The organism is Hansschlegelia plantiphila, assembly GCF_027922265.1.
In the GTDB taxonomy this organism is placed as follows: domain Bacteria; phylum Pseudomonadota; class Alphaproteobacteria; order Rhizobiales; family Methylopilaceae; genus Methylopila; species Methylopila plantiphila.
This window is the reverse complement of the sequence record NZ_BSFI01000007.1, coordinates 261,279-273,483: the sequence shown is the minus strand read 5'-3', so window position 1 is coordinate 273,483 and position 12,205 is coordinate 261,279. Positions and strand designations below refer to the sequence as shown.

General features: G+C 69.0%; 14 protein-coding genes. 7 read left to right on the top strand and 7 right to left on the bottom strand.

Annotated elements, in window-relative coordinates:
* Positions 1-6 precede the first annotated feature (6 nt).
* On the top strand, positions 7-585 hold the full coding sequence (locus tag PKE75_RS07635) for a DUF1214 domain-containing protein (RefSeq protein WP_271168117.1): 579 nt from the start codon (positions 7-9) through the stop codon (positions 583-585).
* Positions 582-1,145: a DUF1254 domain-containing protein gene (locus PKE75_RS07630; RefSeq protein WP_271168116.1), complete on the top strand. Its 564-nt coding sequence runs from the start codon at positions 582-584 to the stop codon at positions 1,143-1,145. Before PKE75_RS07635 ends, PKE75_RS07630 begins: the two co-directional genes overlap by 4 nt.
* 215 nt (positions 1,146-1,360) lie before the next feature.
* On the opposite strand, the gene PKE75_RS07625 is transcribed toward PKE75_RS07630, so the two are convergent.
* Both PKE75_RS07625 and PKE75_RS07620 read right to left on the bottom strand, forming a co-directional pair.
* Positions 1,361-1,546, bottom strand: a complete 186-nt coding sequence (locus PKE75_RS07625; RefSeq protein ID WP_271168115.1) for a hypothetical protein — start codon at positions 1,544-1,546, stop codon at positions 1,361-1,363.
* Between the two features lie 79 nt (positions 1,547-1,625).
* Positions 1,626-1,820 carry a hypothetical protein gene (locus PKE75_RS07620; RefSeq protein ID WP_271168114.1) on the bottom strand — a complete coding sequence of 65 codons (195 nt, stop codon included), beginning with the start codon at positions 1,818-1,820 and terminating at the stop codon, positions 1,626-1,628.
* Positions 1,821-2,149: 329 nt separating this feature from the next.
* On the opposite strand from PKE75_RS07620, the gene PKE75_RS07615 reads away from it, so the two are divergent.
* The 3 genes from PKE75_RS07615 (at position 2,150) to PKE75_RS07605 (ending at position 5,449) form a co-directional block, all read left to right on the top strand.
* Positions 2,150-3,280 carry a DUF2336 domain-containing protein gene (locus PKE75_RS07615; protein ID WP_271168113.1) on the top strand — a complete coding sequence of 377 codons (1,131 nt, stop codon included), beginning with the start codon at positions 2,150-2,152 and terminating at the stop codon, positions 3,278-3,280.
* Between the two features lie 119 nt (positions 3,281-3,399).
* A complete protein-coding gene (locus tag PKE75_RS07610) occupies positions 3,400-4,410 on the top strand; it encodes a flagellar motor protein MotA (protein WP_271168112.1) in 1,011 nt (336 codons plus the stop codon).
* 16 nt (positions 4,411-4,426) lie between these two features.
* A complete protein-coding gene (locus PKE75_RS07605; RefSeq protein WP_271168111.1) occupies positions 4,427-5,449 on the top strand; it encodes a peptidoglycan -binding protein in 1,023 nt (340 codons plus the stop codon).
* On the opposite strand, the gene PKE75_RS07600 is transcribed toward PKE75_RS07605, so the two are convergent.
* The gene (locus tag PKE75_RS07600; RefSeq protein ID WP_271168110.1) at positions 5,429-5,866 is read right to left on the bottom strand and encodes a GNAT family N-acetyltransferase; all 438 of its coding nucleotides are present in this window, start codon (positions 5,864-5,866) and stop codon (positions 5,429-5,431) included. The genes PKE75_RS07605 and PKE75_RS07600 overlap by 21 nt on opposite strands.
* A gap of 5 nt (positions 5,867-5,871) precedes the next feature.
* A complete protein-coding gene (locus PKE75_RS07595) occupies positions 5,872-7,698 on the bottom strand; it encodes an ABC transporter transmembrane domain-containing protein (RefSeq protein ID WP_271168109.1) in 1,827 nt (608 codons plus the stop codon).
* Between the two features lie 251 nt (positions 7,699-7,949).
* On the opposite strand from PKE75_RS07595, the gene rpmE reads away from it, so the two are divergent.
* Complete coding sequence (gene rpmE / locus PKE75_RS07590) at positions 7,950-8,183, top strand: 50S ribosomal protein L31 (protein ID WP_271168108.1); 234 nt, start codon at positions 7,950-7,952, stop codon at positions 8,181-8,183.
* A gap of 115 nt (positions 8,184-8,298) precedes the next feature.
* Here rpmE and rcdA read toward each other — a convergent pair whose 3' ends face one another.
* Together rcdA and PKE75_RS07580 are read right to left on the bottom strand one after the other, a co-directional pair.
* Positions 8,299-8,823 carry a protease adaptor protein RcdA gene (rcdA, locus tag PKE75_RS07585; RefSeq protein ID WP_271168107.1) on the bottom strand — a complete coding sequence of 175 codons (525 nt, stop codon included), beginning with the start codon at positions 8,821-8,823 and terminating at the stop codon, positions 8,299-8,301.
* A 315-nt stretch (positions 8,824-9,138) separates the two neighbouring features.
* A complete protein-coding gene (locus PKE75_RS07580; RefSeq protein ID WP_271168106.1) occupies positions 9,139-9,339 on the bottom strand; it encodes a DUF1192 domain-containing protein in 201 nt (66 codons plus the stop codon).
* 215 nt (positions 9,340-9,554) lie between these two features.
* On the opposite strand from PKE75_RS07580, the gene PKE75_RS07575 reads away from it, so the two are divergent.
* Positions 9,555-10,250, top strand: coding sequence for a DUF1013 domain-containing protein (locus PKE75_RS07575; protein ID WP_271168105.1), 696 nt, complete (start codon positions 9,555-9,557; stop codon positions 10,248-10,250).
* Between the two features lie 61 nt (positions 10,251-10,311).
* On the opposite strand, the gene PKE75_RS07570 is transcribed toward PKE75_RS07575, so the two are convergent.
* On the bottom strand, positions 10,312-12,204 hold the full coding sequence (locus tag PKE75_RS07570; RefSeq protein WP_271168104.1) for a propionyl-CoA synthetase: 1,893 nt from the start codon (positions 12,202-12,204) through the stop codon (positions 10,312-10,314).
* Between the last annotated feature and the right edge of the window lies 1 nt (position 12,205).

Genomic DNA, 12,205 nt, shown 5'->3' with positions numbered 1-12,205 from the left:
ACCGCGATGCGATCCGTTCTCGGCGTCCTGGTCGTCTTCACGCTCGCCGCCGCCCTCGGGCTTGGGGCGACATGGTGGGCGGTCGCGAACGGTCTGCCTGCGGCGGGGCTCTCGATCGGCCCGTGGCGAAGCGAACCCGACGCCGGCACGCTCCGCGCCGACCCCTATGAGCGCGCGGGCGCGGCGAGGCGCGGCGAGGCGCCGCTCGCGGCGAGCGACGGTCTCGCTTTCACCGCAGCGACCGACGACGCCGGCCGGCCGCTCGACGCAGCCTGCGACTATCGGCTCGAAGGCGACCTGCCGGCCGCCCGGCTTTGGACGCTCGCGCTGTTCGACAGCGCCGGCCGGCGCCTGCGGACGGACGCCGACGAGCCGGCGCTGACGAGCGCGAACGCGATGCGCGCCGACGGGGAGCCGCTTACGATCTTGCTGTCGCGGAACGCCCGGCCGGGCAACTGGGCGGCGCTCGGAGGCTCCGGCCCGTTCCTTGTGAGACTTTCCCTCTACGACACGACGCTCGCTTCTCCGCTCGACCGCGAGCAGCCCTCGGCCTTGCTGACGATCACGCGAGGCGCCTGCCGATGATGCGGCTTCTCTATGCGCTCGCGCTCGGTCTCACGCTCGGCGGGCTCGTGCATATCGCCAGCCTTCTCGCGGTGCCGTCGCTCGCGCGCGACAGCGCCTATGACCGGCTGAGCGGCGCGAACGCCGACGGGCGTTTCGCGGTGCTGGCGGACGACGGCGGAGAGGCGGACGCCCTTCCCTTCCGCGACCCGGCCTTCGTGACCGCGGTCTGCCGTTACGACCTTTCGCGGGGATCCGTGACCATACGGGCCGCCTTGCCGTCGACCTACGGCGTGCTCTCCGTGCACAACAGGTCGGGCCTGCCGTTCTACGCGCTGACCGACCGCGCGACGACCGACGGCGCGGTCGAGGTCACCATCCTGAGCGCGGAAGATGTCGCGGCGGCCGAAGTGCAGGATCCGCCGGAGGGGCGGCCGGCTTTGCGGATCGTGTCTCCGACCCCGACCGGCTTCGTGCTGGTCAGACTGTTCGCCTCCGGCGAAAGCGCCCGCCCCGGCCTGCGGGATCTCGCGTCCAAGGCCAGTTGCGGCCGGGCGGCGACGAGGACGCTTACTCCCTGAACCGCGAGCGGTGAACCCCTCAGCCCTTGAACACGCCGCGCGGGGGGCGTCGAGCGGCCGTAGGCTGCCGAGCACGGCGCCGAATGCGTCGATCGCCGCCTTGTCCGGCGTCTCGGGCGTCAGACGCTGAAGCGCATAGCGATAGGACCCCAGGCGCTCGTCGAACGACTGGCGCACCCAGGCGATCATTGCGCAGCGTATCCGTCACCACGTCCTCAGGCGGGCATAGCGCGCAGCGCTCCAGACGTAAGGTTGACGATCAGCGTGCGGACATAATCCACCCGATCGAAGCGCCGCCGGTCGACCGGCAGGATCCGGGCGCGCCGCAATTCGGCGATCGCCCGCGCGCGGCTCTGGTCCTCGAGCGGCGGCATCACGATCCGCCATCCGAGATCGCGCATCCGCTGTTCGTCGTCGGTCAGCCGATACGGGTCCGCGTTCTTCCGCCAGCAGCGGAGAACGCCCGCGCAGGGGCCTACCTCACGAGATCGACGGAACGCTGACGGAGTCATCCGAGGGCGGCGAGGCGGGCGACGCCGTGCCGTCCGACCGTCTCTCGTAGCGGACGCCGGTGAAGAACAGGATGTCGGCGCTGGACGCTGGTTCGGCGCGCCGCTGCTGCGGCGGGCGAGGCGCCGATCGCGGCGCCGTCTGGAATGCGAGCACGAGGCCCATGGGTCGCTCCTCCCCCAAGCGAGGGGTCAGGGTGTGGTTGCGGCCCGGGACGGATACGCCCAACTGCGGGCCCTCTGTATGAATTGAGGGCTCGCAGTGGTTAACGAGCGGTTACCGGCCATGCGACAAGCGCCGGCGCCGCCCCAATGTTGCAGTGCAACCACTATCGGCGTGGGCGTGGGGATTACGCGTCGCGCAAGAGCTTTGACCAAAGCGCCGAGTTCGCGCCGGCCGTCATAATTAACCCTTCGCTAACCATGGCTTTCTTAGACTCTGAGCGCGAAGCGGCACGAGGCCAGCGGCGCGCTCTCCTTCATTGCGGACGCACGATGACCGAAGATCTGCTGCCCGTGGAGACGCTTGATAGCCTGTCGCGGCAGGAAGGCGTCGACGTGCGGCCGATCCTGGTCCGGGTGCTGACGGATCTGTTCATCCAGAAGCCCCACCACGCCCCCGAGGAAGTCGCGCGCTACGAGGAGCTTACGCTTCAGCTTCTGGAGGTCGTCAACGTCGAGACGCGCGCGATCGTGGCCCGGAAGCTCGCCGATGAGCCACGCGCGCCGCGCACCATCATCGCAAGACTGCTCCAGGATGAACTGGAGGTCGCCGCACCGTTGCTCAGCCGCTTCCCCGACCTGCCGCGCCAGACGCTGCTGACGCTCGCTCTCGACGGCGGTCCGGCCGAGGCCGCAGCGGTCGCAGGCCGCGCCGATATCGACGGCGATATGGTCCGCATCCTCGCCCATCATCCGGACGATCTGGTCCTCGAAACTCTTGTCGCAAACCTGGCCGCCAAGCCTGGTGAGGCGACGCTCGCCGCCCTCGTCGGGCGCGCCCTGCAGTCCCCGGCGCTGGCGAGCGGCCTGCTCGCCCGCACGGATCTCGACGCCGCCGGCCTTGCTCCGCTCTATCTCCATGCGCCGCGCGAGCGCCGCGCGGAAATCCGCGCGGCGCTCGCCGCCCGCACCACGCGTTCCGCGTTCGCGGCCCGTCCCCTGCGCAACGTCGACGCCGTCGACGCCGCTCTCGTCGAGGCGGCGGCCGAAAGCGGGCGCGGCCACGTGATCGCCGAGGCGCTGGGCCAGGCGCTCGGCCTCAAGCCTTCCGACGCCTCCTGGCTCGCGGCGGAGCCGAGCGGCGAAGCCTTCATCATGATGCTGCGCGCCGCCGGCGTCGAAGCCGACGGCGTCGCCCGGGCCCTGCTGGTCTGCAAGCCCGAGATCGCGCAGTCGGTGACGAGCTTCTTCGAACTCGTCGAGGTCGCGGAAACGACGTCCCGGGCGGTGGCCGCGGATCTCGTCGCGGCCTTGATCGGCGGCGAGATCGCGAAGCCGCAAGCCCGGCACGAGCCGCTGTTCGATCCGTCCGGCGCCGTCGAGCGAGCCGGCGCCGCCCGCGCGGCGCAGCGGCCGCGCCGCGGCTTTGTCCGGCCGGGAGAGGCGGGCCGCCAGCGCGGCTGACGCTTCGCGGCGCGGGTCCACGCTTTCTCCATCGCAGTGTCGCCCGACCGCACTTTCTTGACGCCTGAAAGCGTGGTGTAAATTTGGCCGTTCCACGGCTCGCAACCCGCCGGCGTCTGATGACCTTTTCCGAGCTCGATCCCTACAAGCTGTCGTCGCCCCGGGTTTTCCTGCTTCGGATGCTGATCTTTCTCGCGCTTGCGGCCTTCGTGGCGCTGATCCTGAACCAGCAGATCAGGAAGGCCTTCGTCTCCAATCCCGGGCTGAACGGGCTTATCTTCGCCGTGCTCATCATCGGCGTGCTGCTCTCGTTCCGCCAGGTGATCCGGCTGTTTCCCGAAGTGCGCTGGGTGAACGGCTTCCGCATGTCGGAGCCTGGGCTCGCGCTGCGCGAACAGCCGAAGCTGTTGGCCCCGATGGCGTCCCTGCTCGGCGACCGTCTTGGCGTCGTCCCCATCGGCGCGCCGTTGATGAGCTCGATTCTGGATTCTATCGCGACGCGGCTCGACGAGGCGCGCGAGATCGGCCGCTATCTCACCGGGCTTCTCGTCTTCCTCGGCCTGCTCGGCACCTTCTGGGGCCTGCTGGAGACGGTGGGCTCGATCTCGAACGTGATATCGACGCTTGGCGGCAGCGGAACGCAGGACACCGGCGTGCTGTTCGAGGAGCTGAAGTCGGGTCTCGCTGGCCCGCTCGCGGGCATGGGCACGTCGTTCTCCGCTTCGCTGTTCGGCCTCTCTGGCTCTCTCATCCTCGGCTTCCTCGACCTGCAGGCCGGGCAGGCCCAGAACCGCTTCCATAACGAGCTGGAGGACTGGCTGGCGGCGATCGTGTCGGCCGACGACGACCTCATCGAGGACGACGCCCGGCAGGGCCTTGCGACCGCCGACGCCTCGCCGCAGCTCGCGGCGGCGATCGAGCGGCTCTCGGCGATCATGTCGGAGCCCGGCTCCAAGTCGGCGACCAGGGCGACCGCTCATCTCGCGGAAGGCATTCAGGGACTGGTCAAGCACATGCGCTCCGAGCAGCAGATGATCCGTGACTGGGTCGAGGCGCAATCCAGCCAGCAGAACGAGATCAAGGCGCTGCTCGAACGCGTGCTCGCGAGCCGCCAGCAGGCCGACCAGTGACGGAGCGGCGGCCGCCATGGCGCTGAGCGGACGGCGGCGGTACCGCTCGGTCGACTACTGGCCAGGCTTCGTCGACGCGCTGTCGACGCTGCTGCTCGTCATCATCTTCCTGCTGACCGTCTTCATGATCGCGCAGTTCCTGCTCGGCCGCGAGGTTTCCGGCAAGGACACGGCGATGCAGCGCCTCAACGCTCAGATCGCGGAGCTGACGGAGCTGCTGGCGCTCGAACGCGCCACGACGCGCTCCAGCAAGGACGAGCTCTCGAGCCTGCAGGCCAACCTCGCGACCACGCAGGCCGAACGCGACAGGTTGAAGGCGGAGGCCGAAAGCGGGGCGGCCCGCGCCGACGCGGAGGGCGGCAGGACGGCGGCGCTCACGGCCCAGCTCGATCAAGAGAAGGAGGTCACCGGCCGCGCGCTCAGCCAGATCGAGCTCCTCAACCAGCAGATTGCCGCGCTGCGCCGCCAGATCGCGGCTCTGGAGGACGCGCTCAACGCATCCGAAGCGCGCGATCGCGAGAGCTCGGCGAAGATCGCCGACCTCGGCTCGCGCCTCAATGTGGCGCTCGCCCAGCGTGTTCAGGAACTGTCGCGTTACCGCTCCGACTTCTTCGGGCGCTTGCGCGAGATCCTCGCCGACCGGCCGGACGTGCGGGTCGTCGGCGACCGCTTCGTGTTCCAGTCAGAGGTGCTGTTCGACGTCGGACAAGCCGAGCTCAATGAGGCCGCCAAGCCCGAGCTCGACAAGATCGCGGCGGCGCTGATCGAACTCGCGGCCGAGATCCCGCCCGACATCAACTGGGTGATGCGCGTCGACGGCCATACCGACATCCGCCCGACGCGCGGGGCGTTCCCGTCAAACTGGTCGCTGTCGTCGGCGCGCGCGATCGCGGTGGTGCAGTATCTCGTGTCGAAGGGCGTCCCCCCGCAGCGGCTGGTCGCCGCCGGCTTCGGCGAGTTCCAGCCGCTCGATACGGCCCAGACCGAGGACGCCTACAAGAAGAACCGCCGGATCGAGCTAAAACTGACCGAGCGGTAGCAGCGGCTTCCTCAAGAAAACCCGCTCGACGCCCTCGGGATGATCCGGGATCGCGCCGAAGGCCTCGTAGCCCGCTTTCTCGTAGAATCCGCGCATCGGTCCGAAGCAGTCGACCCAAAGGCCGCGGCATCCGAGACGTCTCGCCTCGTCTTCCGCTCTTAGCATCAAAGCGGAGCCGAGACCTCCCCGCCGTGCGCCTTCGGGGACGACCAGCAGCTCGACATAGAGCCAGCCGAAGCTCGCCTTCGCCCATAGCCCGCCGACGCTCTCGCCGGTCTCGGGATCGCGCAGCAGCAGGGCGATCTGGCGAAAGCCGGACGGCCCGAAACTCTCGGTGTTGAAGGCGACCAGCGGCCGGACGATCGCGTCACGGTCTTCCTGGGCAGGTGGGTCGGCAAGAACGATCTGAAGCGCCACAGCGCTTACCCCGCCACGATCTCCATGCGGCGCGGCCCGTCGTGACGGCCGAACTGAAGCTCCGCGAGCCGGGCGTAGAGTCCGCGGCGTGCGACGAGTTCGGCATGCGAGCCCTCCTCGACGATCCGTCCCCCCTCGACAACGACGATGCGATCGGCGGCCAGCACCGTCGCAAGGCGGTGGGCGATGACGATCGTGGTGCGGCCGGCGCGCGTCGCCGCAAGCGCTTCCTGCACCAGCGTCTCGCTCTCGGCGTCGAGCGCGGAGGTCGCCTCGTCGAGCAGCAGGACGGCCGCATCCCGCAACAGGGCGCGCGCGACCGCGACGCGCTGGCGTTGGCCGCCGGAGAGCGTCACGCCGCGTTCGCCGAGGATGGTGTCGTAGCCCTGCGGGAGCGACGCGATGAACCGCTCGGCGCCGGCGAGCTTCGCAGCGGCCTCGACCTCCGCGTCGCTCGCCTCTTCGCGGCCGAGGCGGATGTTGTCGCGGACGCTCGCCGCGAACACCACCGGATCCTGCGGCACCAGGGCGACGCGCGAGCGCGCCTCCTCGAGCGTGGTCAGCCTGATGTCGACGCCGTCCATCGTCACGCGGCCGGCGGTCGGGTCGTAGAAACGCAGCGCGAGGTGGAACAGCGTGCTCTTGCCCGCGCCGGACGGCCCGACGATGGCGACGGTCTCGCCGGGCGCGACCGAAAGGCTCACGCCATTGAGGACCGTCGTCGAGGGTTCAGCCGGATAGGCGAACGTCACGTTCTCGAAGGCGAGCGCGCCACGCGGCGGAGCCGGCAGGCTGCGCGGCGACGCGGGCTCGGCGACGCTCGGCGCCGTGCGCAGCAATTCGTTCAGGCGTTCCGCGGAGCCGGCGGCCTGCGAAATCTCGCCCCACACGTTGGAGAGCTCGCCGATCGCCGCCGCTGAGAACACCGCATAGAGCACGAACTGGCCGAGCGTCCCCGCAGACATCTCGCCCGACAGCACGCCGGTCGTCCCGTACCAGAGCACGGCGACGACGCTCGCGAACACCAGGAATATCCCGATGCCGGTCAGCAACGCGCGCGCGGTGATCGAGCTTTGCGCCGCGTCGTAGGCGCTCTCGACCACGGCGGAGAAGCGCCGGACGAGGCCCCGCTCGCCATTGAACGCCTGCACGCCGCGCATCGAGCCGATCGCCTCGCCGGCAAGCGCTGAAGCCTCGGCGAGCGTATCCTGCGCGGCGCGCGAGCGGCGGCGGACGGAGCGGCCGAACGCGAACAGCGGCAGCACGATAGCCGGGATCGCTCCCAGCACCATCAGAGACAGTTTCGGGCTCGTCACCGCCATCATCGCCGCGGCGCCGAGAAACAGGAACAGGTTGCGCAGCGCCTGGGACGCCGTGACGCCGAAGGCGGACTTGATCTGGGTGGTGTCGGCGGTCAGCCGCGAGACGATCTCGCCGGAACGCGCCGAGTCGTAGAAGGACGGCGTGAGCCGCGTCAGATGCGCGAACACCGCGGTCCTGAGGTCCGCCACGACCCGCTCGCCAAGCGTCGTGACGAACCAGTAGCGGCAGGCGCTCGCCACTGCGAGCACGAACACCACGCTGAGCATGGCGCCGAAATACTCGTCGACCATGCCGCGATGGCTGTTGGAGAAGCCGAAATCGATCAGCCTGCGGACGGCGACCGGGATCGCCAGCGTCGCAGCCGAGGCGACGACGAGGGCGACGAACGCGCCCGCCAGCCGGCCCTTGTGGGCGAACGCATACGGGCGAAGCGCGGCGAGCGGCCTGAGCGACCGCGTCGGCGGCGCGGCCGCAGCGCCTGATTCAACAGCGGCAGGGCGACGCGCCATCGGCAACCTTCTTTGGGGTCGTTCCAGACATGGGGGAGGTAATGGCCCCTGAGGCCCTGCAGGACAAGCCCTGACGCCGCGGCGCGTCGGCGCGCATGGCTTCGGCCGCCGCCCAGCGCCTTACGCGTCGAAGCTCCGCGTGAGCACGGTTGTTCGTGGCGGGGCTTTGCGTTATAGGCTGGCCGCTTGAAGCCATCGCCAATTCCGTGAGGCGCCGCGGGCTACGCCGCGCGCAACCGATAGAGACGACCATGAAGGCCGACATCCACCCGAACTACCACACGATCAAGGTCTTGATGACCGACGGGACCGAGTACGAGACCCGCTCCACCTGGGGCAAGGAAGGCGACACCCTTCAGCTCGACATCGACCCGAAGACCCATCCGGCGTGGACCGGCGGCTCGGCCCAGCTGACCGACCGCGGCGGTCGCCTGTCGCGCTTCAACAAGCGCTTCGGCGGTCTGAGCGTCTCGAAGACGAACTGAGGGGCGACGGCGGGTAGAAAGCCCTCCGCGCGCCAGCAAAGCTTCCGAAGCTGATCCCCGGCCCTGCGGCCGGGGTTTTCGTTTGTGCGTTGAAGCGGCGCTTCCCGTCAGACTCTCAGCGCCCGGCGCCGAACGCCTGGCGCAGCAGCTCCATCTGGCCCTCGAGCGGGTTGCCGACCATCTGCTCGGGCGTGGCCTTGCCGTCGAGCTGGCTGTCGAGAATCTGAACGCGCTCCTGGAGGCGACCGGTGCGCTCGACCAGATCCCGGAGCCTATCAGGCAGGCGGGTGAAGATATCGGGCGCAAGCGTCGAGGCGATCGGCGTGAGCCGCACCTTCTGCTTCTCGTCGCGCGCCTGATCGAACGACATCTCGCCCTCATTGACCGCGCGCTGGACAAGCAGCCAGGACGCGATCTGCATCAGCCGGGTCGTCAGACGCATGCTCTCGGTGGCGTAGGCGATCGACTCCGGACGGCCGAGCTTGCGCGATTCGGTGCGGCCGTCGCCGTCGAGATAGGCCGCCGTCTCCTCGACCAGACCCATGCCTTCGCGGAACAGGGAGGTGAACCCCGCCGAGCCGACGAGACGGGCGCCGAACGACACCGCGTCCGCCTCGGCCTTCACGCTCCTGTCCGTCATGTCTCGCACACCTCTGGAACGCCCGCGGCATCGACCTGATACCGGCGGCCAAGTTTCGCATCAACGCTGGGATGGTGGCAAACGGTGGACCACCCCCGCGCATCCCCACGCATGACTGACCGCGAGGTTACCGAAAGCTTAAGACCAGAAGGAGGCCGACCGTCGAGGCCGTCGAACAGGCGACGACGCGTGCACCTCGATCACAGTGCCGCGAGACCGCTGAACCCTGGCGTCCTGAATATCCCGGCGAATGGCCCTGAACGGCTAATGAGACCGCCGCGAGTAACGACCGCCTGATCGCCGCGGGCTTCGACCTCAGCGCCTGAACAGCAGGTCGGCCGCGCTCATCTGCGCCGACTTCGCCGAAGCCTCGCGCTCGAGGCGGAGGATCTCCTCCTTCAGCAATGCGATGCGATGGCCGAGCTCCTCGACGGAGAGCGCCGAGAGCTCCTGTCCGATTTCGTGGGCCGTCCGGCGCGCCGGAGCCGCGCCGGCGTCCTCGTCGAAAACCGCCATCGGAAGCCTCCTCAATCCACGTCCGCGCACGCCGCAGCGTGCCGCAAGGGGACGCCCGCCCGCAAGCCGGCCTTTCGCCGTCCTTGTTCGGGACAGGACTCCGCGTCCGTTGCGCCCGCCTTCCGGAGGCTCTATATCGATCCCTATCCCGTCATCGATATTTCGGTCAGGGCTCCGCCGCAGACGCGGCGGCAGAGCGAGAGGAGTTTTGCACCATGTCCAACGCGCCGCTGATGCCGAAAGCGACCGCGGTCTGGCTCGTCGAAAACACCTCGTTGTCGTTCTCGCAGGTCGCCGATTTCTGCAAGCTCCACGAGCTCGAGGTGAAAGCCATCGCCGACGGCGAGGCCGACCAGGGCATTCGCGGCCTCGATCCGATCACGTCGGGACAGATCACCCGCGAGGAGATCGAGCGCGGCCAGAACAACGAGAATTATCGCCTGCAGCTCGCGGTCTCCAAAGTCCGCCTTCCGCCGATGAAGCCGCGCAAGGGGCCGCGCTACACGCCGGTCTCGCGCCGCCAGGACCGTCCGAACGCCATCCTCTGGCTGGTCCGGAACCATCCTGAGCTGAAGGACAGCGCGATCATGCGCCTCGTCGGCACCACCAAGACGACGATCGCCGCGATCCGCGATCGCACCCACTGGAACGCGCAGAACCTGACGCCCTCCGACCCCGTGACCCTGGGCCTCTGCTCGCAGATCGACCTCGACATGGAGGTGGCGAAGGGCGCCAAGGCGAACCCGGACGCCGTGCTTCACAAGGAAGAGGCCGAGGTCGACACGCTGCTGCCGACCGAGATCACCACGGGCGAGCCGGAGCGCGAACTCGACGTTCAGAGCGTGTTCGCCAAGCTCAAGCAGCTGAAGCGGGACGACGAGGACGACGACGGCGACGACGACCGCCGCTGAGGCGTCGCCGCGCGTCCGACGTCACCCATTCCTGATGCTGGACGGCCGCCCGCTGCGGCCGTCACTTCCGCCCCGCCAACGCCCCGCCGATCTCATCGAGGACCGCCGGATCCTCGATCGTCGCCGGCATCGTCCAGTCCTCGCCGTCGGCGATCTTCTGCATCGTGCCGCGCAGGATCTTGCCGGAGCGGGTCTTCGGCAGCCGGGCCACGGTGAGCGCCATCTTGAACGCGGCGACGGGACCGACGCGCTCGCGGACCAACGCCACGATCTCGCGCTCGATCTCGGCTTCCGTGCGCGACACCCCCGACTTCAGCACCACGAAGCCCACCGGGCTCTGGCCCTTGATCGCGTCGGCGACGCCGACCACCGCGCATTCCGCGACGTCCGGATGCGAGGCGATCGCCTCCTCCATGCCGCCCGTCGACAGACGGTGCCCCGCGACGTTGATGATGTCGTCGGTGCGCGCCATGAAGAAGACGTAGCCATCCTCGTCGATGAAGCCGGCGTCCGAGGTCTGGTAGTAGCCGGGGAAGCCTTCGAGATAGCCTTTGCGAAAGCGCGCCTCGTCGTTCCAGAGCGTCGGCAGGCAGCCCGGCGGCAGCGGCAGTCGGATGACGATGTTGCCGAGCGTTCCCGCCGGAACGGGATGGCCGGCGTCGTCCAGCACGCGGACGTCATAGCCCGGCATGGGAACGGTCGGCGAGCCATGCTTGACTGGGAGCGCGCCGAGACCGAGCGGGTTCGCGACGATGGCCCAGCCGGTTTCGGTCTGCCAGCAATGGTCGATCACCGGCGTCTTCAGAAGGCCTTCCGCCCACTCGAGCGTGGCGGGGTCGGCCCGTTCGCCGGCGAGGAACAGCGCACGGAAATGCGAGAGGTCGTAGGTCGCGAACTTCTCGCCTCGCGGATCCTCCTTCTTGACGGCGCGGATCGCGGTCGGCGCGGTGAACAGCGCCGCCGCCTTATGCTCCGCCGCCACGCGCCAGAAGGCGCCGGCGTCGGGCGTGCCGACCGGCTTGCCCTCGTAGAGGATTGTCGTGCAGCCGACGATCAGCGGCGCATAGACGATGTAGGAATGGCCAACCACCCAGCCGATGTCTGAGGCGCAGAAGAAGGTCTCGCCCGGCTTGATCCCGTAGAGCGCGCCCATCGACCACGCGAGCGCGACGAGGTAGCCGCCTGTGTCGCGCACCACGCCCTTCGGCGTGCCGGTGGTGCCGGAGGTGTAGAGAATGTAGAGTGGGTCCGTCGCCTTCATCCGCGCGCACGGCGTACCGCGCCCTTTGGCCGCCTCGACCAGGCCCGCCCAGTCGTGGTCCTGGCCGGGGATCATCTCGGCCTTGAGCTCCGGCCGCTGCAGCACGATCACGGCGTCCGGCGGGCAGGCCGACATCGCGATCGCCTGGTCGAGCAGCGGCTTGTAGGCGACCTTGCGGGTCGGCTCGATCCCGCAGGAGGCGGTGAGGATCACCTTGGGCGCCGCGTCGTCGATGCGCTTGGCGAGTTCGTTCGCCGCGAACCCGCCGAAAACGACGGAGTGGATCGCGCCCAATCGGTTGCAGGCGTAGATCCCGATCAGCGCCTCGGGGACCATCGGCATGTAGATGACGACGCGGTCGCCCTTCCCCACTCCAAGATCAGACAGCACTGCGGCGAAACGGGAGACCTTGGTCAGCAGTTGCGCATAGCTGTAGGTTCGCTTGGTCCCTGTGACCGGGCTGTCGTAGATCAGCGCCGTGCGGTCGCCCCGCCCGCCGGCGACATGGCTGTCCAGCATGACGTGGCAGGCGTTGACGACGCCGTCCGGGAACCAGCGGCCATAGACGCCCAGCTCCGGAGCGAAGGCGCGCGTCGGCGGCTCGAACCAATCGATCGCCTGCGCCGCGTTCAGCCAGAAACCTTCGGGATCAGCGAGAGACGTCTTGTAAGCTGAAATATAATCCATCGACATC